The sequence below is a fragment of the Vibrio sp. IB15 genome (assembly GCF_016406055.1).
In the GTDB taxonomy this organism is placed as follows: domain Bacteria; phylum Pseudomonadota; class Gammaproteobacteria; order Enterobacterales; family Vibrionaceae; genus Vibrio; species Vibrio chagasii.
On sequence record NZ_JAEFCE010000008.1, the window covers coordinates 35561 to 61136 of the forward strand.

The following is a 25576-nucleotide window of genomic DNA, read 5'->3' on the forward strand; positions in this document are numbered from 1 at the left end:
TTTATCTATATAGCTGGCTTATTCACTGGTCATTGCACGGGCAATATCCCAACACAAACGTGCCGCCAATCGAGCCGTTTGACCGTCGACGTCGTAGTCTGGGTTATATTCCGCAATGTCCGCGATAATGAGTTTCTCACTGTGTTTAAAAATCTGTTCTAGGAAAGGCGCGAGCGCTTCATAGCTAACGCCTCTTGCTGCTGGGGCACTAACACCCGGCGCAGTCGCCGCTGGGAAGACATCGAGATCAATAGTGAGATAGAGGTAATCACACTCAGCGATGAATTTTTGCAACTTAACTAGTTGAGCAATTTGGTTTACTTGGGTGATATCGCGATCATGTTCGTACCACACACCAAGTTGGTCGGCTTTGTTGAACAGCGCTTTGGTATTGCTGGCGGCACTTACACCGAGACACGCGTAATGAAATGGCCACTGATGTGTGTGGCAGTATTCGCTAATCTGATTAAAGGGTGTGCCTGAGCTTGGTTTGACGTCAGCGATGTCGCTTTCAAATTCACGAAGGTCAAAGTGAGCATCAAAGTTAACGATGCCTATCTTAGGTTTGTGATCTGATTGAGTTCTGTGAAGATGCTCAGCTAGGCCTTGGAAAGAAGCCCAAGCGACTTCGTGACCACCGCCAAGGGTAATCACTTTGCTGGTGGATAGCGCATTGGCAATCACAGTAGCGCACTGCTTTTGGCTGAGTTCTAATTGATCATCGCTACATTCGATATCGCCAAGATCATTAATGCGTGTATCACTGTGCCAAGCCATATTGGCTAATGCTTGGCGAATCAAATTAGGTGCTTGTTTTGCGCCAACACGTCCTTTATTTCTTGCCACTCCGGCATCGCTAGCAAAGCCAACCAAGGCAACAGCGTTGTCAGTAAGCCCTTCATTTAAAACATTACTTTGTACTTGCGTGGTAATGTGATGAACACGAGTACCGAGCTCACCATCTTCAAGGTCATTACGCCCCGTCCACACAAAGTTGTGAGTGGTGGATACTGTATTAGTGCAGCTGGATTTAGATTGAGTCATGACAGACCTCGCCATTAACAATGCGCTTATGCAGGTGAGGAACACCAACTTGATAGCTTAAGTCGGCAGGGTGCTCGATATTCCAGATAGCCAAATCAGCAGAGTAACCCACTTCAATTTTGCCTCTGTTTTGTGACTCGCCAATGGCAGCAGCTGCATGGCAAGTTACCCCACGTAATGCTTCTTCTGGGGTTGTACCAAATAGGGTGCAGCTCATGTTCATCATCAGCGTTAAGTCCGCAAAGGGGGAAGTGCCGGGGTTTAAGTCGGTCGCGATTGCCATTGGGATGTTGTGCTCGCGAAGTAGGGCAATAGGTGGCTGTTGAGTCTCTTTCAAAAAGTAGAAAGCGCCCGGTAATAAGGTAGCGACAGTACCTGATTCCGCCAGTGCTTTTACTCCGGTTTCATCTAGGTACTCAACATGATCAACAGACAGAGCACCGTATTTAGCGGCAAGCGCACTGCCGCCCATGTTAGAAAGCTGCTCTGTGTGGCCTTTGATCGCTAGCCCATGTTCTTTAGCTGCCGCAAATACACGCTCAGTTTGTTCTAGGTTGAAGCCGATCGATTCACAGAATACGTCGACTGCGTCAGCTAGTCTTTGCTCTGCGGCTTTAGGGATGATCTCTTGGCATACCAGATCAACGTAACGAACTGGCTGTTCTTTATATTCTGGAGGTACAGCATGTGCTGCAAGGAGTGTGGTGGTTATTTTAATACGACGGTGGTTTTCTAAGGCTTTAGCAGCACGTAACATCTTGAGTTCATCATCAAGCGTTAAACCATAGCCAGACTTTACTTCAACGCTGGTGACACCACTTCTTAGCAGGCCGTCTAATCTAGGCAGCGCCATCTCAACCAGTTCGGCTTCTTGTGCAGCTCGTGTCGCCGTTACTGTCGCTAAAATACCACCGCCTTGCTTTGCGATGTCGGTGTAGGAGACACCATTTAAGCGTTGTTCAAACTCATTGGCACGATTACCTGCAAACACTAGATGTGTGTGGCAATCAATCAAACCTGGGGTAACGAGCTTGTTTTTACAGTCGTAGATGATGTGATCAACAGAGCGGCTAGCACTCGCGGTGTCACAATGAAGTGACTCATCGCTTGAGTGAGACAAGGATACGATCTTACCGTTTTCGATAACGATATCTTGCGGGGAAGAAGGTTGATAACCGTCGGCTCCCAAGCTCATCGAGACCACTCGTGCATTTTTGAGGATCAAATTCATAATCACCTAGATCTTTGCTAAACAATAAATGTATATACAAATAAATAGGCTAAATACTGACCCGAATCAAGTTGATGTTGCAAAAATGTGATCGGCGATCAGGATGATATTCTTTAATCTAAAACGATCTTAGAGCTTAATTTGTACTTAGAGCCTGGGTGGTAGAGTAATGCAAAGCTGATAAGGCGCTCCTTGCTCCATGTTCTTCTATTAAGAAGCAAGCAAGGTTCTGATTCCGTTAGCTTTAGTGCTTGACGGATGTTGGAGTCTGGAACGATGGCTTCGACTGTGTGCTCAATCGCACTCAACGGGCAACTTTTGGAAAGGTATTCATTCGGTGTTGAGGTTGAAAAGTCTTGTTCTAAGTATTGGGGAGCTGCTTGCGAGTTTACCCAGCGAGCTTCTAGTTGTATAGGTGTGTTATCGGCAAAGTGGATGATTTCACTATAGAAGACTTCCGCATTGATCATCACACCTAACCGTGTAGCGGTGCTCTCATCTGCCTTGATACTATTGTGCTTGATCACTTGGCTTGTGTACGTTTGGCCACGGTCTTTGATCTCTTGTGCGATGTTGTTGATATCAAGTAGGGGAGATTGCGCTTTTTCCTCTGGCTCACATACAAAAGTGCCCAGTCTTGGTTTCCGAATTAGCTTGCCTTCAGATACAAGATCTCGAATGGCTTTATTCACCGTCATTCTACTCACGTTGAACTGCTCTGTGAGTTCGAGTTCCGTGGTGATTTGATAGCCAACCGGCCAATGACCATTGCTGATCTTATCGTCTATGAACTGTTTTATTTGCAGGTAGAGCGGTGCTTTCGACATAATGAAACCTTATTTGACTATACAAATAGAGTAACGGATTTTTTCACGATTTCAACATTTCCTCAGAGGATGTGAGCTTGTTCAACATAGATAGCGCAAATGTCTTGATTCTGTGGGGCAAGTGTCGCAAATTGTCACGCAATAACTATTCGTAGATCAGATAATTACAAAGGGAAAGAATATGTTTAAGAAATTAAAGGCCTCGCTAGGCATAGGTGCAGCTAAGGTCGATACCGTCTTAGATAATATTGACGTTTTCCAAGGTGGCGAGTTGTCTGGCAACGTTCACATCATTGGTGGTGATGTTGAGCAACAAATCGACATGATTAACTTGGTTCTCAACACAGAAGTGAAGGTGGAAACAGAAGACAGCACTAGCTACGAAACCTTTTCACTCGGTCGTATTCAAGCTGTAGAGCCGTTTGTGATTCAACCCGGTGAAACTAAGTTGGTGCCATTTCACCTTAAACTGAACGATGAAACGCCAGTGACGGCATTGAACGCAAAAATGAATCAGTGCCATGTTTGGGTAGAAACCAACTTAGATATCGGCTTCGCAATTGATCCTAAAGACCGTGATTTTATCTCCGTTCACCCATTGCCAACAGTCGCGAAAATCATTCAAGGTGTTGAAGCTTCGGGCATGACAATGGTGAAAGCAGACGTAGAGAAGGGCTACTTGAAAGGGAATACCTTCGCTTCACGTTCGGGTTGTTACCAAGAGATTGAATTTCGTAGCGGCGGCTTCGTGAATAATAAAGAAATCGAACTGTCGTTTATTGTAGATGGCTCTATGGTGCACTGCTTAGTCGAAATTGACCGTTCACTGAGCTTCCGCGGTGACCAATACATCTCATTCAGCCTGCCAGCAAACGCGGCTGACTCTGACATTCGTAATGCAGTCGCAAGAATCATTAGTGCGTAATTGCCTCTCTGTTAGTCGTCGCTCTGTCTATTAATAGTGATAATACGATTTCAAAGCCGAACTTAACTGTTCGGCTTTTTTTATTCCATCACCTTCTGTTGAATTAGATTCACCACTGGTGCCGTTAGCCAATTGAAAGGCCACATCGGTCGAGTTGTCTATATTGAAGATATTCACGATAGTGGAGAGCTCAAGTGCCGCGCGTTGCATCAGATAGCGGTAGCCAAATATAATTTCATTGGCTTTGGGTGCTTTGAGCTAACCACCATCATGTCTACACTCAGTTTGCGCTAGCGGTGACCTGAAAATCACTAACGGTGAGAATATAGAAGAAGGAAAGTACCCATATTTTTCAGCTTTAACCCCTGAGTCTGTGCACCTTTTGGATGATAGTAGCTTGAATATCAGTAGCAATATCACTATTGCTGCAAATTCAAACTATAACAAAGACGTAGACACTTTTGAGCGCTGTGAACTAACCTTTACTCTTGATAATGATCAAGATGGTTTTATTGAACTGATAACTCAAAAAATAGGCTGACTAAAGCTGTAAAATATGAACCTGCAAGCTCGTCGAATGAGAATATTAGGTCTCTCAATCCAACAGAGGGTAGTGAGGTTGGTAGTGGTGAAGCGAGTGGCAATGGTAGCGGAGGTGGTTTAAGCGTTTATGATTTCAGCGGCTCCGTCTTTATGCTGGATACTACATGTCTTGTTTGTAGTGAAGCACTAGCAGATAAGTTGAGATGTGCTTTTGCTTTCAAGCCTTATTCCGATTCATCGTTATTCTTTACATCGATACAAAGCCTCTTTAAATATAGAGCCGTAGATATTACCTGATGGTATTTTTCATTCCGCTATTATCCTATGCTTTAGAGTCGTTACTGATTCATTTCCCCATCCCACTACAGTTCTAAATATCATAAAGTTTTAGATCGCATGAGTTGAAAAAGGTCCAAATGATTTAGGAAAAAACGCCTACTTATATAGATTTTTTCCGAGCCTTATTCATTTGAAATGATAATTAGCAAGGTATTACGCTTCTAAATAATGATTGTATTTAAGTCTGAAGAACTATCATATTTTTCATTCCTTATTGGGGAAAGCCTGCATACATAAATTTTTAAAATTCGCGCAGTACGTTGTAACTTATCTTACTTTGACTTTATTGGGGAATGCAGATTTTTATGGTGTTTTTGTACCAACTACAACCTAAATTCTGATTAAACCTTATGTATTATTTTCGTTTAAATTTACATTATTTTAATTATTTTTCTTTTATCCTTCATTTTTGGCGGTTGAAATTAAATATACTCAAAATTTATTGATTGATTACCAATGGTTTGTTAGTTATATAAATCAAATTGCATTTTATAAATTAAACTATTATGAGAAAAAAACTATTAACGACAGCATTGGCGTCGGCCTTTATTAGTCCTTACTCGCTATCTAGTGAAGAGGGGAATGATATCCACATTTCAAATTCAGTTTATTCTTCATCGACTTTTGAAGAAAGGCAGTATCAAGTGGGATTTAACGCCTTTCTAAGTGCAATGCGTAGTACGCGTGATTCGATCTTAAACAGTCCAGCAAACAGGCGGCTGGTATCGGATATCAAATCAACGTTGAGTAAAGAAGGGCATTGGACAGTTGGGGCTCGCCAGCAGTACATCTTGTTAAAGTCGAATGTACATCAAGACTTTTATGACGCTTACTCTTCAGCAAAACCTCCTGTTTTAACACCTCTAAATACCGAAGAGAGTGAAGGTGTTTATCAAATGTTGCGTCAACTTGACGAGTCTAGTGCTGGGTTAAATATTAACATCCAGGGCTTCAACGAACGCCCCATAGCTGAAGTATCCAAGGCTAGTTTTATCAGCAGCGCGACTTCTGCCCGTTTTATTCCGGAAACGTTTTATTCCGAGCCAGAATCGCAGTCTCTTTTTACGTCTCGAATTACCCTCAATTTTACCAAAGAGTACTTACCGCAAGTGATTAGCGCTTTCGGCCATTTGTACTCTGGTGAAGTCGCAGATGTCGTCAGGCAGGCGAAAATTATGGCGCCGGCATATTTTGGCTCATTGACGGACCAAGCTGTGTTGTATCTTGAGGGCGCGGACATCAACAATGCTCAACGAGTCATCGACTTTTTAGCGCAACGTATCCCGGAACAAGCTTGGGTTGAACACACCCCATTGGGTATGGTTTCACTTGCTAAAGGCCGAAATTATTCTGAAAGCTCACGTTTTGCTTTCTCCAGCCACGGTGGTGCAAGAGCGGTAGTTGCGACTGATGCGATTCTTGAAAACTTATTTGGTGGTGAGAGTCTGGCGATTTTGCTACCAGAAGCGCTAAGCGCTCATGGTTATGATTCTTCTCGTATTCCTTTGCTCGACCCTGCTTTTGATTATAAATCTGAGCAAATGGACTCTATGACAGCGGCTGCTGATTTCATCCGTGATCCCCAACGATTCCTCAAAGAGCATACTCTTGATGTTACGCCTCTTATGGGTAAATACTCGCTTCATAAAGGCAAACCACTAATGCAATCAGGGACTGATGGTTACCAATTGGGGTTTGAGAATACTCAATTTTCCAGAAGTAACAAATTGCGAGTTATCGGTGAGCCTTTACTCGACAATATGCCCTCATTCATTGATGTTGCTAAGTCTGCCAGAGTCGGCCAGGTTTTAGTGGCTGCCTCCAACAGGGGAGGAACGATTGTAGTGGTCGATCATGACGTCGATCACTATCGCATTTACTTTGACAAGCGTCCGCACGCCTACGCTCTATACAATGATGTCGTTGCATTGCGAGATTTAAGTTCAGGGTATCGCGTTGGAGATGTGACCAAGTTTGATAAAGGACTCGATGTTACCTTCTTTGTTTATAATGACAAAGGTTGGCAAAGCGTCGTACAGAAGCAGTCATTCAATAGTTTTAGTGATTTAGAGGTTCGCCGTACGGGCTCCACAACGGCGGTGTCTTTTATGCCAGTCGGTGAAAACTTAACTCAACTGTTTGAGCAAAATCGTACAAGCCTGCAGAAAGAGGTACTTGAGCTGGCAAAAAGGTTTGGTTTGTCTACGGCTCAGATTGAAGACCTCCCTTATGACCCAATGGAAGCGAAAGTGCTAGAAACGAACTCAAGCTTAAAGCGGTGGAATGAGCTGAGAACTCAACTCACTAAGAAGATCTCAGCGCAGAGAAAATCGCTTGCTAGACAAAGAATTGCTGAGCTCGCCAAGTTAAAACTACCCGGTAACTCAAATAACGCACAATCGATGAAGAAGCTATCGTTACTGCGTGCCAGCTTGTTGGAGCTAGACAACAACTCTCAATCAATGATTACCTTGTCTGAGCAGGTCGATCAGATGTGGCTGAACCTACAGCAAAAGTCAGAAAGTGGCCTAGGGCAGCTCATTGTTACAGACAACAGCCTAAGGACTGGCAATTTTGATAAGAGCCAAATACACCAACGTTTCTTGGTAAAAGAGAGAGCAATAAAAGATCTATCAGGCAGTAAAAAAGCCGCTTACGAGGACGGGTATAATAATTTTGAAGCGATTTGGCTTCCTGATTACGACGAGTCAATGACTCTGACGCAAAAGCAGTTATTGCTATTGGGGTCTAATGATCTCGATGCTCGGCAGCAAGGAGCGCTAATTAGGCGAATCAGCAATCAAATTACCAAAGAGAACATCACTAAGAACTTAGATTTTACCGCTAAGTTTAATCGAGAAATGTCTCGTTTAGGTGGTCGAGTTGTCGCGAGCCTACCTCAAGGGTTTGTGCTGACGCTGATGGGTGATGGTAGTGGGCGTTGTTACCCTCTGGTACGCGCGATGTCTGTTGCGATCTCTAGGGGTACAGAGTCTATCCGAAACTTTTCTGACAAGCTGTTTATCGGTGCTGCAAACCCACATGATGCGGAAAGCCATTTCTTGTTAGATGCACTTCGCAACCTGCACTCGAATTATGAGGCAAGAGAAAGCAGCCAAATGATCGGCCAACTCGATATTACGGGCATTATAGCGGCTGTAGAACGTGGTCTCTCGGAGCAAGGACAAGTTTCACTAGCGGTCAATACGAGTACACATTCGGTTGGTGTTGCTGCGATCAATGATATGGGACAGAAACGTTTTTACTTCTATGATCCTAACTTTGCAGCTGTTGAATTTTCTTCGTTGAAATCTCTCAAAAAAGCGTTAGAAGCACATTTTGTGGTGCATGAGATGGCGGAATTCTACCTATCACTGGGGACCAAAGCTAACCCTGAATTCAACGTGCTAGCAATTGATACATCCAAAATGTCTCTAGTAGAAATTTTACCCGGTCAGCAGGTTTTCGACCTCTCTTCTACAGAGCCGCTTAGCCCGGTGAGAGATGGAGACTCTATCGTTACTTTGAGCGACGAGGATTCCATTGTCACTATTGATGATGATGCATCTATCATGACGATTGACGATGATGAGTCTATTATCGTTTTAGAAAACTCAGAGAGTAAAGTACAACAAGATATCGCTCTGAGAATGAATCTAACTAAAGTCAAAGCTTATGAGCATGCCAGCTTATTATCCAGCGCGATAGAACGTGCGAAGACTCAGTATCGATTGCCAGAGGAGTGGTTGCCAGTAATAGGGAGCATTGAGGAGTCATCTCCCGGATATTCCGCTATCACTTTTGTTTCACCAGATGGGGTAATGGAACAAAGGGTACAAATTCAAGGGCGAGAGTTGATCCAAGTTAGTGAGTATCTCCATGAGCAATATGCCAACGTTAAGGCTCGCTTTGATCTTCGCACTGGCCAACGTGTTCCAACCTTTGAATTTGAAGACGTACAAGGATTCGATGGTTTGAATGCAGGTTTCGCGGTTCAGTCGGTTATCACTTGGTTTCAAAACGAAAAAAGAAGCGAAATCTCGGGTGAGAAAAGTAGTGCCTTACAGAAAGCACTGGAGATTCACAGCTACGTTATGGCAGGACAGATCTCCCATGGCCTTCTGATGGATGCTCAGCACATGGTAAATTTATTTAAGGTTGCCGTAGCTACCGATGCTGAGCTTGTAAACGCTACAGTAAACAGCCTATCAGGCATTGCGAATCAGGGCGTTGGATTGGTATTTGGTGCTGTGAATGTCAGTTTGAGCGCTTATGAACTTGCCCATGCGCAGAATGCTCAACAACAAGCAATCTTCGGAACTCAACTTGGTTTTAATGCGGTCGGCACTGTGATCGGCGGAGCCGCTTTGGGGGCTGGTATTGCAGAAGCTTCTACGACTGCTTTAGTACTGGGAGAAGCTGGAGCTATCGTCGGTGGTTTAGCGGTAGGCTTTACTGCATTAGCTGAAGCGTTTGGTGATATTGCGATGGATGCGCAACAAGTAGGGCACTACTTCTATCAAGTGGACAATGCTTACCGTGAAGGTGGATACCGTTATGATGCTGAGAAGAATGTTTTGTTGCCAATTCCTGGCGCGGTCATTAACCAAATTGATTTATCAAACGGCCAAATGGAGCTTGGTAGCCAAGCCCTTTACTCTTCTAAGCACGGTAAAACCGGGTCCGGCTGGTTGAACTACTTCTTTTGGGCGGGCGATCTACCAAAAGCATTGAGAGACAAGTCTAAGGCTTTACCGTTAAGAGAGCGGCTAGGCTATGGCTCGTACGTTGATATTGATTCTCATAGCTCCACACTAGTGCTACCCGCAACAGGCAAGTCGTACATTGATTATGACTATGAAATCCTACCAGGCTCGACCACTAGGAACGACCAAGGATTCAGTATATTAAGATCGCTTGAAACGCATCTTGATTTCGACTTCGACTTTTACGTTTTCCCATCGGAATATGTCATACGCACTATGCGAGAGCAGTTCGTTCCGCACACGGTATCCGTAAAGCTGGGAGATATGGAGCGTATTGTCGTCACGCCAGAGGTTAAAGAGCTTGGTTTGAGAAAGCTAACTTACCATTTGAGTGCTGAATCGGGTAAACAAGAATTGATCGTACAGCCGCACGCGAAGTTCGTACTTTCAGAAGACTCTGCAGCATCGGTCAAGTGGGTGGTTGACGCGAGAGCTATTAAGGGAGCCACACCTGAAGTGACGAATGAAGTGTTGAAAATTGGCACCGTCACCCTGGATATCTCCTCGTTGAGCGAGTCAGTTGTCGAAGTATTTACAGACCAAGGTGAAATCTGGCAGGTGGAAGACTTAACACTGTCGTTGATCGCGACAGACGCTCAAAAAGAAGAGAGCAGCTCTCATGTGATTGAGCACCTTGCAGCGTTAGCTGAAAAGCATCAGCTTCTTGGTGATTATGTTGTTATCAATAATTATGAAGAAGCTGGAGAACCTCTTGGTACCGCTTATTACGACATTAATAATGATCGTGTGATAGTGAGCCGCGATGTTTCTGTTGAACTCTCGCAGCAAGCGCAATTGCTAACGGCAACCAGTGATGAAGCTTGGCTGTTTAATCAGCAGTATGGCTTATTATGGAAAGTTGATATTGCCACTGGCGAGATGACGGGCTTTTACACGTTATTCCAGCCGTCTAGGCCTTCTATCTCTGTCAGCTTCAATGCTTGGACGGAGGCGAACGTTGTTCATGTTGCAGCCACGTACCATATGCCTGATCAGTCACAAATCAAATATCTGTACCGTTTAACAGAAGGCGGATTAATGCTGACAGACATTCATGGCAATGAGCGGTTGTATCAAGCTCTGGTTGCGCCAGTCGATTCGGCTCACAGACGTTTAATCACGGATTCCATGAGTTCGAGCGAATTTGCACCATTTGACCTTTCGGCTTACGAGAAAATGCCTACACAACTGGCTGATACCATTGAAGTTGCCGTTGAAGGTGAAACCCCAGTGTGGAGCATTATTGGCAAAGAAAAGGCAACAGTCGTGAGTACGTTACCTGCTATGGAAGAGCTCAAGTTGCTGCTTGTGGATGGGAATGTCGCGTATTTCTATAGTGAGAAAGAACAATCTATTTATCTTCAAAAAGAGGGACGAATTAAAAACGTTACTCTAAAAGAAGGTGACAAGGTTACTGCCCAGGAGCATGTCTATATCGCGAGTGACAATGGCGAAATTCATGTTGTAACGCCTGAGGGGACGCAAAGCCTGATCGCAATTAACCAGCAATGGATGGAGCAGTATCAGTACAACTGGCAAGATACGTTGGTGACCAAATTTAACGGCGCCAAGCATCAGCTTATGATTTTTGGATTGTCAGATTTTGATGGTAAAGCTCTAAAAGCGTGGTATCTGCCGTCAAGTGAGCAGTTTGTTTTAATACCAAATCAATGGAGCGGTAAGCAACTAAAACTGGTTGGTAAGAAAGACGACCAGTCTGTTTGGTTGTTTGAGCCAATGACACGCAAGTTATATGCTCAGCCTTCTTTCTCTTTAGAACAAATGTATAACTTTACACCGGACTTCCGATTCATAGCCGACGGACAACTGACTGAGCCTGTTGAGGCTGATTTGATTGGTGAGGCTTTGACTGATGTTTATGTGAGCCATGACGGTTATCGAGCAGAAACAGAGAGCGGGTTGGTGTTTGAGTTGACGGCGAATGAACTGCCAAAGCTCGTCGAAGTCAGTGAAAATTGGCTAATAGAGAACGAGGGGATGCTAAACACTTTATCAGAACGTTTTGAAACGGGGGCCGTGATTCACCTAGGCAAAAAAAGTGATCGCTGGCTTGTGGTCGAAACGGGCAAAGAGATTCGTCTCGGCAAATCAGGACAAGCGATTTGGATTGGCTCGGTGGAAGGCCCTATAGTGCGTGAACTGTTCTTCGTACCAGAAACCAACGAGCTGATTCAATCCGATGATCAACAAGGGAGTATCTCGATAGGGAGTTACCAAGATGTGTTTAGAATTGGCGATGCTTGGTCACTCATTTCGGAGCCTACTCGTGGTGAGCTGATTGAAGTGGTCAAACTCGACGGTACAGATGCTATTGTTCTCTCGACATCGGGCCGCAGTAATGGCTACGACATAAATGATGCTATTGGTCGGTACAAACAAGTGTTCATCAACGATAACAGCCATGCTTCGTTTATTGACTTATCTGACTTTGGTCGTGACCAAGTCGTAATCCAACACGAAGGAAACCAACTTAAATTGGTGATCGCGAACAGTACATATGTTGTGATTGAAGAGGCTGAACGCGCCTCAAAGAGTAAATTAGCGTTGAGGTTCGCAGGTGATGTGCAGCCTGTTCGACTTATCTACATAATATCAGCGCTGGATGCCCGTAGTATCGATGGTATTGTCGAATTAAGCGAATTAAATTTGTAGCGAATCAAATTTGCTTAACATATAAAGCCCCGAGAGGGGCTTTTTCTATATCTCATTCTTAATTAACAAAATAGTATTTAAAAATGTTGATTTAACTTGATTTTATTTTATCAGCGATAATTACAAAAAATTCGACTTATTGTTATAAACATATCTTTTAGTGAGTGTGATATTTGGCTTGGTATGCAATTGGTTTTATTTGGCGTCGAAAGGATAAGAAAATATGATAAAGAAAACATCGCTGTTGGCAATTATGATAATAGCGCCCTATTCATCGAGTACATTTGCTGTACAAGCTGATACGTTTATAAAGGCACTTCACCACAACGATACGGCAAAGAGGTATACCGCTGAATATGTAAAAGATATATTTCTGCTACAGCCAGATTCAGACTACTCTAATATCGACTACAGTTCAGAGTGGTTACTTAATGATATTACTTGGCAACAAGCCTGGGGAGACTTTAAAAGCCATTATGATGTAGAACCGTCTGAAACTGTTTCCCTGAGTTTGTTTACCAAGGAAGCCGGTTACACTAAAGCGAGGCCAAAAATCGAGTTTTCCGAAGTTCAACTTAATCCGGGTGGTGTCTCTGTCCCAGGCAGCTTTTTCCACCACAACGACCCGTTAGCTGTTAGAGCAAATGTCGTGAAAGCTCAAGTTGATCCTGATATTTATCACAAAGCGTGGAGTATTTTCTCAGCTGAGGATGACTATTATAGTTTTAATGTACATGCACTAGTTTCAAAGTTTGCGTTAGCAGTTCAAATTGTGCGAGATAAGAGTCATATAATCGAAGAATCTAGTTGGAGAAGAAATGGGATCTATACCGATGTCATTGATAGATTTTTGAATGATACTTATCGATTAAATCAGATATCGGAAAGTGATAAAGAGTACTTAATAACGGTATTAAACGGTTCTATTAATTCTGTTGTTAATCCATATAAGCATAACCGTAAATATCTCAAAACACAGTATCGATTAGCACGCCTTTCAGCAGCACTTGTTGATCGTGTGGGTTACATTGACTTCCCTTGTAATTCAGACTTTGAATACCGAGGTTCACAGAATACACGAAATCAGTGTTTTGTTGATATGACAGACAAAGCACTTTGGACTTGGTATACGCAAGAGTTCTCTCAAGCGATAACGCCAAAATATTCCCACACAAGCCAGCAAAGAAGCTTCTTAACTAATTTGTTGAATACGCTTTTGCCATTAGCGGTGGCGATGGAGGGGTTGAGTTCGTTTGACTTCTTTACTACTAGCGAAGCTGCTGAATTAGGAGCGGAAGGTCTCTGGGAAGATGAAGAGGTTGCCGCGAGTCAAGAGGCATTTATAACTGAATATTGTGAGATAGATTAGATTGAGGAAAAAATAATGAACAATAAAATGAAAATAATAGCTATGCCGCTTGCTATCTTCTCTGCTTCCGTTTTTTCTGCCGATGTCAATGTTTCTCGGGTTACTGAATCTGAGAGCGTAGCCACTACATTGCTTAATGACACTGTAGATAGAATTGTTGACTCTTATGGTCAGGCATATATTGACATTGTATCTCCGGCCAACTTTAAAAAAAGTGATGTAGAGCGAGGTGTCCAGAGAGTCGGTTCAAAGTCGATTGCACGATTTGAATATCATTACACCATGCCAAATGGAGAACGCGCTACTCGCGTTTATCACTCATTTAGTGGTGAGACACCAACTCCGGGCTTACAAGGTCATACTGTCGACTTTACCCAAAAAATTGAGGCCGAAATGAGGGCTGATGAGCGCCTTGTTACAGGGAAAATTACAGAAGAGGAGTACAACAGTAGTGGTCGTTATTTTAGAGCTTCATCTTTTGCAAGAGCAAATGATGCTGAAATAAAAGCAATGAGAAGAATCGAAAGAGATATTCTTAGCGGAGATCTCGAATCGGGGGGAAATTTAACGGTGTTTGTGAATCAGCTTCCTTGTGAATCTTGTACTCCGTTATTTGAAGAGCAGTTGGCGGCATGGTCTCATATCGCTACTGCAGATGTCAGCTATTTAGGGCAGATACCAGAAAACTTCAATGATCTAGAGAATAACTCATGGTACCAATACATGAGTGAAAATGACGGTTTAGCTCTTAGTGAAGAGGCTCAGCTTCAAGTTAGCTTTACTGCACATCGAAAAGAAAGAATAAAGTTTAATCTTTTTAAAAAGCGTGCGTTAAAGCGAAATCAAATAAGGAATGGAGCTAAGCCAACATCAGCTTGTAGTCTTTAGATATCAATGAGCATTCTTAAGTTAGTTTATTTTTTATAAAAATTATTAAAGATAAAAGTGATAATTAAAATGCTTGAAATAAAAATCTCACACCCTGAAGTGATGTGAGATTTTTTAACACTTTTTAAGTGGAAAATCGAGGCCGAAATTTTTAAAAGTAAAAAATAGTTACCAAGTTTTGTTATTTCATACGATTCGCAAATGACTAAATAATTTATTGCATTGTGAAGATTTTTAGGGTGGGAGATTGATCAATTGTTCGTTGGTTCTGGGTTTCCACTATAGCTTGAGTAATAACCCGGACTTAGCATTATATCAGGGTCTCTCGTCGCAATCCCCATCCAATGTCTAGAATAACCAGGAGTTTCTGCGTGAACATTCCAGTTATGCCAACTATCTCCATTGATATCATTGTGAAAACCATATGATTGACAATCTGACAAGTACTTATAGTAATCCGATGATTCGCTAATAATAAGTGCTCCTTTGTGGATGTAGTGTGGAGTTTCCCATGTATCATACGTCATTGTTTGGAAGAATTTAAAGTCGCCGCGAATAGTGACTATGTTTTCATTGCTAGGGTTGTATTCATCAGTGTGAGCCAACCCCAATTTGTTCCCTCGTCATTGCCGCAATAAATTTTTGCTTCAACTTCGCGAGAAGAAGCATTGTGAGACAAAGCAAAAGGTGTTGCTAATGAAAATATTTAATTTACCTCGTAAATAAAGTGGTTGGGTTTTAAGTTGTTTTGGAGGTGTATAGACTACTGCATAAAAATGCTAATGCATTAAAGGGGGAAGGGAGAATATTATTTTTCGAAAGCTTCGTTCGTACTTCTCTATGTACAAAGGTTAGCCTGAAGCTAAAAGCGTTACACTTAGTTGCACGTGGTACAAACTCTGCCATGAAGAATTAATATATTTCGATAAACGGATCCTAAATGTGTAATGCTTTTTTTGGGGTTAGATATTAAACTTGTTTCAAATCTAAACTTAGTTTTTAAGTTATACCACCCGCTGGTATCGTTGCTTAGCGACCTTTGACGTTTAAATGTGTGCCAATCGGTTCTAGGCGTACTGTAGAGGTGACAATGAACGTTAACTTAGGCTTTTGATAATGGGCGGCTTGTTCCAATACTAGAATCTTGTTGGAGGGGGCGTAGATCAACTTGTATTGTATGTTCTGATCAAAAGTGTTTACTAACATGGAGTCGCTTGGCGATAGAACTTTTGCTATAGAAGTTTAGATAAGAAATAGTGCTCAATTATTTTGTTTTTAGTATCGTGGAACTTACTCGACACGTGAAAATTGTTTCTGAATTGAGGTAATCATCTATCCTAAAACTTAACCCTTAACTACGTTGTCGGGAGCAGTGGTAAAGAACCAATTACAAGCCTTCGTAAAGTTTGAGTCATCTAAATACTTTATCTATGCATATCAAACAAACCAGCGAGAATTCTCATCACGCCACATAAGGAGTGTGTTGATGAAGTCTCTTAGCTTCTTTGGGTAAAATCGCTGTTGTGCATATACCAAGTAAAAATGATGCTGTAAGCTGTGCCATTCCGGTAATACTCTGACCAGTCGACCGCTATCGAGCAACTCTTCAACAACAGGTAATGGTAAGTTAGCAAGCCCCATATGTGCTGTAGCGAGGGCTTTTATCCCTTCATAACTTGAACATGAGTATTTACCCTGAGAGCGAATTAATACGTCTTGGCGGCCGTTTGAAAATAGCGACCAATTGTTCCAAGTTAGGTTCAGAGTATTCTGGATACATTCCACATTTTGTATATCTTCAGGCGCTTTGATCACGTTGTGGGTTAGCCAATCAGGGGACGCAACAAGTATGTTCTTCATCGCTCCAAGGTTCTTGGCGATTAAGTTGTCAGGTAGGTCCTCATGAGCTCTTAAAGCGACATCAAACTCACCAAACTCTACATCTCTGAGAGCGGTAGTTAACTCCAAGTTAATTTTCATATTCGGATATTGTTTCTTGTATTCAGGGAGCATTTTTGTACAGAGTTGACTTCCCAGGCTACTCGGAGCTGTGAATCGGATATCACCTCTGTCTTCCGCTAATAAATCTTGAATGTTTTTCGAAGCCTTTAGCGTTAACTCCTCAATCTTTTGTGCGGTATCAAGCAGCTCTCTACCCGCTTCTGTCAATGTCACGCTTCGTGTCGTGCGGTGGAATAGGGTACATGTTAGGTCTGATTCCAATGACTTTATGTGACGAGAAACTAAACCTTTTGACACGTCAAGTTGTTCTGCTGCAGCTGAAAAGTTTTTTAATCGAGCGACTTTAAGAAATGTTTCGAGATGTGTGAGATTCATATTAGCTCCATTATGTAAACAGTGATGTGCTTTTTTAAGGTTTTTAGTATCACCCGTAGTGTTTATGCTATCAACTGTTCACTCATCGACACAACTTATTTGGAGAATGCAGAATGAAAATAGCAATCGTAGGCGCAAGTGGCACAATCGGTAGAGCAGTGGTTGAACTACTAGAAAGAGATCATGAGGTGATCAAAATGGGAATCACTTCTGGTGATGTACTTATTGATATGAGTAGTCGAGAATCGATTAGATCTGCTTTTGATAAGGTCGGCAATATCGATGCGATTATTAGTACGGCTGGTCAAGTTTCGTTTAAAGCATTCGGAGAGTATAGCGATCAAGATTGGGAAGTTAGCCTTCAGAGTAAGCTTATGGGGCAGATTCGTTTAGTTGAAGAAGGGCTTAATTATTTAAATGATGGCGGTAGTGTAACGCTAACTTCCGGTATCACTTCAGATTCCCCAATTCGTTTTGGTACGAGCGCGACGACAGTTGGTGGCGCCATCGAGTTCTTTGCGAAATCTGCAGGGTTAGAAGCCCCACGCGGTATTAGAATCAATGTGGTGAGCCCGACAATATTGGAGGAATCTATTCCTGTATATGGTGATTTCTTTCCTGGTTTCTTAACAATTCCAGCAAAAGAAGTAGCACAATCTTACAAGCGTTCAATTACGGGATTAGAAAACGGCTACACGTTTAAGTGTTTCGCTGGGAACAGTTAGTCAAATGCAGCTATTCGTTGAATTTGCCTCCTGATTAGGGGGCTTTTTAAGCATGGCCGGAATCATTGACTCATAAACAATTGAAAATAGTCGTCATTACTCTGATAAATCTAACTTCTTTCTAGTGCGATATTGTTTATTCATCGCACTAATTTTCTAATACTTGTTAAATTAGTAAGGCTAACGGATCACTTTGTACAATATAGAGGCGATATTTATACAGAGTACGATTTATCTATAAGCGACATTATTGTTACGCTAACAAATACTCGACTAGCCCGTCGATAAGTAAGTTTTGTCAAGAATGGCTAAGAATAAATATCACCATTCTTAGCCATTCTAATGGTACTAAATTACTCCTTACTTTTTTCTAACCAGTAACTGTCCATTTGAGGTATCCAGTTTTGGTTTTTATCTTTTGGTAAGACGCCAGCCCACAGTAAATTCAGCTGTCTATTAGAAGTTCCAATAGAGTGCCCACCTTGCGCACCTTCAAATGAGAAAACCATTGGGCCTTTAGTGCTGACTCCAGCTTGCCCCTCATGGCAGCAGATTTTCGAGGACAGTCAATCCTGGGCAGCACCTGCTCAATGGAATGCTGCTAGGGTATTGGCAAACCTTCCAAAGTACGTCTAATTCTCAAAGCTGCACTTTTATGATACGAGTTTGCCTAACAACGGTTTAGATTAGTAAATTCTATGGATTATTGTCATTTAGTATAATTTCGTTACAATGCTCTGATACCCACGAGCGAGGCATCTGTATTTGCTTCTACGTGGGTATATTTATTATGCATATATCCCCAATCAGCGTACTAGTTGATTGAAAGACATATATTAAACATTTTCATGTGTTGCTTGGTGTGCAACACCACTGTAAAGGACAAATAATGCCAATTATTACTCTTCCTGACGGTAGTCAGCGTCAATTTGACAATCCTGTATCAACTCTAGATGTTGCCCTATCAATCGGTCCTGGTCTTGCGAAAGCAACCATTGCTGGTCGTGTTGATGGCGAACGTGTTGATGCTTGTGATCTTATCGAAAATGATGCAAGCCTAGAAATCATCACAGCTAAAGATGAAGTTGATGGCCTTGAGATCGTTCGTCACTCTTGTGCTCACCTATTAGGCCACGCGGTTAAGCAGCTTTTCCCAGAAGCTAAAATGGCGATCGGTCCTACTATCGATAACGGTTTCTACTACGATATCGACCTTGAGCACTCTCTAACGCAAGAAGATCTAGAAAAGATCGAAAAGCGCATGAAAGAGCTAGCAAAGACCAAGTACCAGGTTGTTAAGAAGAAAGTTAGCTGGCAGGAAGCGCGTGATGCTTTCGAAGCTCGCGGCGAAACATACAAAATGGAAATCCTAGACGAGAACGTTTCTAAAGACGACCGTCCAGGCCTATACCACCATGAAGAATACATCGATATGTGTCGTGGTCCACATGTACCACATATGGGTTTCTGTCAGCACTTCACACTACTAAACGTGGCGGGTGCTTACTGGCGTGGTAACAGTGACAACAAGATGCTTCAACGTATCTACGGTACTGCATTCCATGATAAAAAAGCGCTTAAAGCTCATCTAGTTCGTCTAGAAGAAGCGGCTAAACGTGACCACCGTAAGATTGGTAAAGCATTGGATTTATTCCACATGCAGCAAGAAGCACCAGGCATGGTGTTCTGGCACCACAACGGTTGGACTATTTTCCGTGAACTAGAAGTGTTTGTACGTCAAAAACTGACTGAATACGATTACCAAGAAGTAAAAGGCCCACTAATGATGGACCGTGTACTTTGGGAACGTTCTGGTCACTGGGACAAATACGCAGAAGCGATGTTCACAACGTCTTCAGAGAGCCGTGAATACGCTATCAAACCAATGAACTGCCCGGGTCACGTACAGATCTTCAACCAAGGTCTTAAGTCTTACCGTGATCTACCACTACGTATGGCTGAGTTTGGCTCATGTCACCGTAACGAGCCGTCTGGCGCACTTCACGGCATCATGCGTGTTCGTGGTTTTACTCAAGATGACGCTCACGTATTCTGTACTGAAGACCAAGTTCAACAAGAAGTTAAAGCTTGTATTGAAATGGTTTACGACACTTACACAACTTTCGGTTTCGAAAACATTGTTGTTAAGCTGTCTACTCGTCCAGAGCAACGTGTAGGTTCTGATGAAATGTGGGACCGTGCTGAGGCTGACCTTAAGCTTGCACTAGAGTCAATGGAGATTGCATACGAGATTCAAGAAGGCGAGGGTGCGTTCTACGGACCTAAGATTGAATTTACTTTACATGATTGTTTGGACCGTGCATGGCAATGTGGTACAGTGCAACTCGATTTTGCATTACCAGAGCGTTTAGGTGCAACTTACGTAGGTGAAGATAACGAGCGTCACACGCCAGTTATGATCCACCGCGCGATTTTAGGTTCACTAGAGCGTTTCATCGGTATTCTTATTGAAGAATACGCTGGCTTCTTCCCAACGTGGTTGGCGCCAGAACAAGCAGTTGTAATGGGTATTACAGACAAACAGTCTGAATATGTACAAGAAATTACGAAAAAACTGCAAAAAAGTGGATTTAGAGTCAAAGCAGACTTGAGAAATGAGAAGATTGGCTTTAAAATCCGCGAACATACTTTGAAACGTGTACCGTTCATGCTTGTGTGTGGTGACCAAGAAATGGAAGCCGGCGAAATTGCAGTACGTACACGTAAAGGTAAAGACCTTGGCAAGTTTAAAGTGGATGACTTTATTTCATACATCCAAGCTGAGGTTTCAAGCCGTAAGCTCAATCTGGAGGAATAGCTATTAAAGGCGGAAGACGTGGCCAACAACCGGCCAAACAAAACCAGCACCGTTTAAACGGTGACATTCGTGGCGTTCGTGAAGTGCGTCTAACTGGCGCAGACGGCGAAGCTGTTGGTGTAGTATCAATCGCAGAAGCGATGGAAGCTGCAAATGAAGCTGGTATGGATCTAGTAGAGATCAGCCCTAACGCCGAGCCGCCAGTTTGTCGTGTGATGGACTACGGTAAGTTCCTCTTCGAGAAGAGCAAAGCTGCGAAAGAGCAGAAGAAAAAGCAAAAGCAGGTTCAGATTAAGGAAGTTAAATTCCGCCCTGGAACTGATATTGGAGACTATCAGGTAAAACTACGCAACCTGACTGGTTTCCTTGAAGACGGCAACAAAGTGAAGGTAACAATTCGCTTCCGTGGCCGCGAAATGGCTCACCAAGACATCGGTGTTGACGTTCTTAATCGTTTGAAAGTGGATACTGAAGAATTTGCAGTAGTCGAATCTTTCCCAACGAGAATTGAAGGTCGCCAGATGATCATGGTATTGGCCCCTAAAAAGAAGTAATTAACGGCTTTGCAAGTAATTAAACCCTGCAGCCTCTGGTTGCGGGGTTTATTCGCCCTAATTACTATGTTATTAACAACTCAACAATGCGGAGTTATTCATCATGCCTAAGATGAAAACCAACAAAGGTGCTGCTAAGCGTTTCCAGAAAACTGCTGGTGGTATTAAGTTTAAGCACGCTGGTAAACGTCACATCCTGACTAAGCGTACTACTAAGAACAAGCGTCAGCTACGTCCGAACTCGATCCTTCCTAAGTGTGAAGTTGCTCAAGTTCTACGTATGATGCCATACGCTTAATTCTTTTTAGTTTATAAATTCGTTTAGTTTAGGAGAAGCATAATGCCTCGCGTAAAACGTGGTGTACAAGCTCGTGCACGTCATAAGAAAGTTCTAAAACAAGCTAAAGGTTACTACGGTGCACGTTCACGTGTTTACCGCGTAGCTTTCCAAGCAGTTACCAAAGCTGGTCAATACGCTTACCGTGACCGTCGTAACAAGAAACGTCAATTCCGTCAACTTTGGATTGCACGTATCAACGCGGCATCTCGTCAAAATGGTCTATCTTACAGCCGTTTCATCAACGGTCTTAAGAAAGCATCTATCGAGATCGATCGTAAGATTCTTGCTGACATCGCAGTATTCGACAAAGCAGCATTCGCTGTTCTAGTTGAAAAAGCGAAAGCATCTCTATAATTTAGAGTTAGCTTTAAGGTTTAAGAAAAGGAGAACTTCGGTTCTCCTTTTTTATTGCCTGTAATTTGACCTCTAGATATTCCCAACTTCTTCCTCCGTCAGTCTTGGGAGTGACGAGATAAACTTCCGAATCTAATTTTTATTCGCTTGAACAGGCATTCTGGTATATAAACATCTACCCAACCTTTAATGTTGAGCGACTGAATAAATGACCGCACCAACCACTATGACGTTCTTCGAACGTTTTGAAGCTGACATCCTTTCTGGCAAAAAGACCATTACCATTCGCGATGAATCAGAGCGTGATTACCAACCGGGTAGCGTTGTTGAAGTATCAACGTTAGAAGAAGGGCGCGTATTCTGTAATCTTAAAATTATTAGCGTAGAACCGATTCTGTTTGATGAGCTGGGTGAGTTCCATGCACAACAAGAGAACATGACACTGCAAGTGTTGAAAGATGTGATTCAAGATATCTACCCAGGTATTTCTCAGCTTTACGTTGTTTCTTACGAGCTTGATTAAGTGAGCGAGCCTCTAAAAAAACAAAAAGCCAACATCATTGTTGGCTTTGTTGTTTGTGCGAAGCTAACCGAGCGTTAGCATTCTATCAACTCGGTTTATCTGCTGCGTTTATGCTTCAAAGTTTGTTAGACGTGAGTAAAGTTCACTTCCAACATCTTGCTTGGCACAAACCGTTAGTAGGTCATCAATAAAGTACTTGAGAGCTCGAGCTTCGATGCGTCGAATGCGTTGTTGCTGCTCTTCAGTTAGGTAACCGTAGATGGTCGCTGCTCCAAAATCACCAAAGATCATTTGGCCTTGTTCATTGACTAGGGTGTTATGCGCGTACAAATCACCGTGACAAACCTTGTTGTCATGCAGGTGATTAAATACATCGATCATCTGAGTAACGATGTTGTCGATTTGCGAGATAGGAAGTTTGAAACCTTCAGGGAAAGTATCGCGCGTGCAAGTCTCTAGTGTCGGTGGTAGCCCTAGGTTGTAGAAGCTGCTTGGAATGAGTTCCATCACCAATGCTAGGTAATCTTGTTCCTCTACTTGGGCGATAGACTTTACCAAGTTGTTATGGTGACCAGCTTGCAGGCACGCTTCCAGTTCATCATGTGGGTAGCCGTCACTGGTGACTTCGCCTTTAAACACTTTAACCGCCACTTCCTGTGGGAAATCGAAGTCGCTGTTTAGCCAGCTTGCATGAGAGATCACGCCAGATGCGCCTTGACCAAGTACTTGATTCAGCGAGTAGCTTTGAGAGCTAACCGCAGGCACGCTATCTAAGCTGCTAGGGTGTTTGCAAAACGGGTTACCTGCAAACGCTAGCCAAGCCAGTTTTGGTAGCTTGATAAGGAACTCTGGGAATTCCGTTAGTTGGTTTGCAGACAAGCGGACCAGTTCGAGGTTGGCTAACTTTTTCATACTCTCAGGTAAAGCGCGAATTTGGTTGCCTGCGAGTGCCAGCTTTTGCAGTCGTGGTCTTTCACCTAGTGAGTTCGGTAGAACTTCGATGTCGTTGTCGGTCAGGATCAACCAGCGCAATTGAGGTGGCAGAGACGCTTCGCTTACGGTTTTGATTTGGTTGGTCTTGAAACCGATCATTTCAAGCTTAGGAAGTGACCCAAGAACATCAGGAAGGTGCATGAACAGGTTATTCGATGCAAAGATAATACGCAGGTGAGTAAGCTGTGATAACTCTTCAGGTAAGTCTGATAGCTGATTCCCGGAAAGATCCAGAATCTCTAGTGAATCGGCGAGATCCAAGATTTCTAATGGAAACTCAGTGAGACCTTCTGATAGTTTTAAGCGCTTAATACCTTTAAGTTGCCCTGATTTTAATTGTTCTAGAGTATGCAAACCTTAGCCTTATGATTAGATGTTCGAGGCGCGTAGTGTACTTGTCTCAATCGAGAAAGGCGAGTATCCGCAACAATACTCGCCTATCTAAGCTCTGTGGTCGTTGGTATCAAGGTTAAAGCTGAATACGATTTTGGCTAACGTTGACCTCCTCAACAAAATCCAAGTCATGACTAACTAAGATAAAAGCGCCTCGGTATTCACGCAAAGCTGACGCTAGTATCTGCTTTGAGTCGATATCTAAATGATTATCTGGCTCATCAAGTAGCAGTAATGGGGAGTCTTGCTTATGGCTGACAATCAACATCGCCAGTTTCATTTTCTCTCCGCCACTTAGGTGAGCGATTTTGCGGTACACAGAATCACGCCTAAAGCCGATGCCTGCCAACAATATGCGAGCATCACTCTCTGTGAGCCCGTCACTATGTGTCATGAGGCTATCGAACATGGTGTTATGGGTATCTAATAAACCAAAGTGTTGATCAAGGTATACCGTAGATCCTAAGCGTTTTATGGTACCGGTGTGGTGCGAGTGCTCGCTGTGAATCGCTTTCAACAGTGTCGATTTACCACAGCCGTTTGCGCCGCTTAGATAACAGCGTTCACCTTGTGATAGAGAAAAATTGATAGCAGTACCAGACCCATATTCAAGTCGGCAATCTTCAACCGTTAACAGCGCGTTCTTTTTCTTGCTATTACTCTGTTGTAGATACAAGGCCTGCGGTTTCAGTTGCTCTTTTTGTTCTTTAAGAGATTGAAGCTTATCTTGATTTTGCTCCTTTAAGTTATTTTGGCTAGTAGCTGATGCTGCTTGTGTTCGTCCGGCTTTGTCTTTCATCGCATCCATTAAGATCTTGGGCTGGCTGCCTGATTTTCGCAGTCGGTTTCCTTGCGCCTCTCGCTGTTGCGCTTTTTCTCTATTGGCTTGAGCTTGGCGTTCAAGTCGTCTCTTTTCTGATTGATGATGAGCGATCTGTTTATCTAGTGCATCGGACTGATTCGACATTTGTTTGAAGTAGTCATCGTAGTTTCCTTTATAGAAACGTAACCCCAAACTGTTGAGATTGTAGATACCTTCCATGTGTCTCAACAGGCTTCGGTCATGGCTAACCATCAGTATTTTGCCTTCAAATTGTTGGCACTGTTCTATCAACCAGCTGCGCCCATCACTGTCTAAATGATTCGACGGCTCATCGAGAATCAGTATGTTGTGGTCTGAAGTAAACAGTTGATGAAGCTGTAAAAGGGCAAGCTGCCCACCGCTTAATGTATGGCATGGCGTGGCCAACTCGCTGATGATTTTTAGATTGGCCAACAGCCTCTGAGTGTTTTCTTGCAAATCCCAATCGTCACCAACGGTGTCAAAATGTTGAAGATCGCAGCTGCCTTTTTCGATAGCTCGCAAGGCATTGAGTTTATTTGTGATACCTAAGAAATCAGCAATGCTGATCGTGCTATCCAAAAGTTCTGAAGGCAACTGTGAGTAGAAACCAATCGAGCCTTGTCTAGACACACTCCCAGATGTCGGCTGCGCTTGCCCAGTGAGCAATGAAAGTAACAACGATTTTCCGACTCCGTTTCTTCCAACTAAGCCAGTCAGTCGCGAGTTCAAATTGAAGGTGATGTCTTTAAATAGCCACTCACCAGTATCGAGCTGGAATGAGAGATTATTGGCTAAAATAGTAGGCATAAAAATACCTCCCTTTACGTATAAACGAGTAAAAGGGGCGAGGCGTTTTTCTGTACAAGATCCTGCTGGATGCTAACGACAGATCGCCATAGGCGTTACTGAGATAGATGACCAATGAAAGAGAGAAAGCGGTATTGAGATGGTTTCTATCTTTTAGGTGCGCTCTGGAAGATACAGGCCGTTAATCGGCGGATCTTTTAGAGCTTAATTTATCGCGAAAATAGATGACGAAGTAACGCCCACTAACCCCGAGTGTCCAAATGATTTTAAAAAATAAATCGGA

At 43.0% G+C, this 25576-nt stretch carries 17 protein-coding genes and 1 pseudogene; 10 read left to right on the top strand and 8 right to left on the bottom strand.

All coding sequences use genetic code 11. The annotated features are described in order from the left end of the window. Positions 1-18: 18 nt before the first annotated feature. The 3 genes from hutG to hutC form a co-directional block, all read right to left on the bottom strand. Positions 19-1044, bottom strand: coding sequence for a formimidoylglutamase (gene hutG / locus JC606_RS04600; RefSeq protein WP_198778102.1), 1026 nt, complete (start codon positions 1042-1044; stop codon positions 19-21). Then, complete coding sequence (gene hutI, locus JC606_RS04605; protein ID WP_198778103.1) at positions 1031-2275, bottom strand: imidazolonepropionase; 1245 nt, start codon at positions 2273-2275, stop codon at positions 1031-1033. Before hutI ends, hutG begins: the two co-directional genes overlap by 14 nt. A 113-nt stretch (positions 2276-2388) precedes the next feature. Further along, a complete protein-coding gene (gene hutC / locus JC606_RS04610; RefSeq protein ID WP_137408580.1) occupies positions 2389-3102 on the bottom strand; it encodes a histidine utilization repressor in 714 nt (237 codons plus the stop codon). A 181-nt stretch (positions 3103-3283) separates the two neighbouring features. Here hutC and JC606_RS04615 point away from each other — a divergent pair, with 181 nt between their 5' ends. Further along, positions 3284-4027, top strand: a complete 744-nt coding sequence (locus JC606_RS04615) for a sporulation protein (RefSeq protein WP_198778104.1) — start codon at positions 3284-3286, stop codon at positions 4025-4027. 109 nt (positions 4028-4136) lie between these two features. Here JC606_RS04615 and JC606_RS04620 read toward each other — a convergent pair. Further along, positions 4137-4270: pseudogene (locus JC606_RS04620) on the bottom strand (DUF3187 family protein); the annotation flags it as partial. Between the two features lie 1310 nt (positions 4271-5580). On the opposite strand from JC606_RS04620, the gene JC606_RS04625 reads away from it, so the two are divergent. The 3 genes from JC606_RS04625 (at position 5581) to JC606_RS04635 (ending at position 14605) form a co-directional block, all read left to right on the top strand. Further along, entirely contained in the window at positions 5581-12348 is a 6768-nt protein-coding gene (locus JC606_RS04625; protein WP_198778128.1) for a TcdA/TcdB pore-forming domain-containing protein, read from the top strand. 223 nt (positions 12349-12571) lie between these two features. Continuing rightward, positions 12572-13717, top strand: a complete 1146-nt coding sequence (locus JC606_RS04630; RefSeq protein ID WP_198778105.1) for a hypothetical protein — start codon at positions 12572-12574, stop codon at positions 13715-13717. 15 nt (positions 13718-13732) lie between these two features. Then, entirely contained in the window at positions 13733-14605 is an 873-nt protein-coding gene (locus JC606_RS04635) for a hypothetical protein (RefSeq protein WP_198778106.1), read from the top strand. A gap of 1029 nt (positions 14606-15634) precedes the next feature. Here JC606_RS04635 and JC606_RS04640 read toward each other — a convergent pair. Both JC606_RS04640 and JC606_RS04645 read right to left on the bottom strand, forming a co-directional pair. Beyond that, positions 15635-15811: a hypothetical protein gene (locus JC606_RS04640; RefSeq protein ID WP_198778107.1), complete on the bottom strand. Its 177-nt coding sequence runs from the start codon at positions 15809-15811 to the stop codon at positions 15635-15637. Between the two features lie 231 nt (positions 15812-16042). Next, positions 16043-16942 carry a LysR family transcriptional regulator gene (locus JC606_RS04645; RefSeq protein WP_198778108.1) on the bottom strand — a complete coding sequence of 300 codons (900 nt, stop codon included), beginning with the start codon at positions 16940-16942 and terminating at the stop codon, positions 16043-16045. Positions 16943-17055: 113 nt separating this feature from the next. On the opposite strand from JC606_RS04645, the gene JC606_RS04650 reads away from it, so the two are divergent. The 6 genes from JC606_RS04650 to yqfB all read left to right on the top strand — a co-directional run bounded on the left by JC606_RS04650 (position 17056) and on the right by yqfB (position 22256). After that, positions 17056-17667 carry a short chain dehydrogenase gene (locus JC606_RS04650; RefSeq protein WP_198778109.1) on the top strand — a complete coding sequence of 204 codons (612 nt, stop codon included), beginning with the start codon at positions 17056-17058 and terminating at the stop codon, positions 17665-17667. A gap of 889 nt (positions 17668-18556) precedes the next feature. After that, complete coding sequence (gene thrS, locus JC606_RS04655; RefSeq protein ID WP_198778110.1) at positions 18557-20485, top strand: threonine--tRNA ligase; 1929 nt, start codon at positions 18557-18559, stop codon at positions 20483-20485. Positions 20486-20487: 2 nt separating this feature from the next. Continuing rightward, positions 20488-21039, top strand: a complete 552-nt coding sequence (gene infC, locus JC606_RS04660) for a translation initiation factor IF-3 (protein WP_198778129.1) — start codon at positions 20488-20490, stop codon at positions 21037-21039. Between the two features lie 103 nt (positions 21040-21142). Next, positions 21143-21337: a 50S ribosomal protein L35 gene (rpmI, locus tag JC606_RS04665; RefSeq protein ID WP_004738430.1), complete on the top strand. Its 195-nt coding sequence runs from the start codon at positions 21143-21145 to the stop codon at positions 21335-21337. A gap of 42 nt (positions 21338-21379) precedes the next feature. Then, entirely contained in the window at positions 21380-21733 is a 354-nt protein-coding gene (rplT, locus tag JC606_RS04670; RefSeq protein WP_004733517.1) for a 50S ribosomal protein L20, read from the top strand. A gap of 208 nt (positions 21734-21941) precedes the next feature. Beyond that, positions 21942-22256, top strand: a complete 315-nt coding sequence (gene yqfB, locus JC606_RS04675) for a N(4)-acetylcytidine aminohydrolase (protein ID WP_198778111.1) — start codon at positions 21942-21944, stop codon at positions 22254-22256. A gap of 108 nt (positions 22257-22364) precedes the next feature. Here the strand turns inward: yqfB and JC606_RS04680 are convergent, their stop codons facing one another. Both JC606_RS04680 and JC606_RS04685 read right to left on the bottom strand, forming a co-directional pair. Beyond that, entirely contained in the window at positions 22365-23603 is a 1239-nt protein-coding gene (locus JC606_RS04680) for a leucine-rich repeat-containing protein kinase family protein (protein ID WP_198778112.1), read from the bottom strand. A gap of 115 nt (positions 23604-23718) precedes the next feature. Beyond that, positions 23719-25293: an ATP-binding cassette domain-containing protein gene (locus tag JC606_RS04685; protein WP_198778113.1), complete on the bottom strand. Its 1575-nt coding sequence runs from the start codon at positions 25291-25293 to the stop codon at positions 23719-23721. Between the last annotated feature and the right edge of the window lie 283 nt (positions 25294-25576).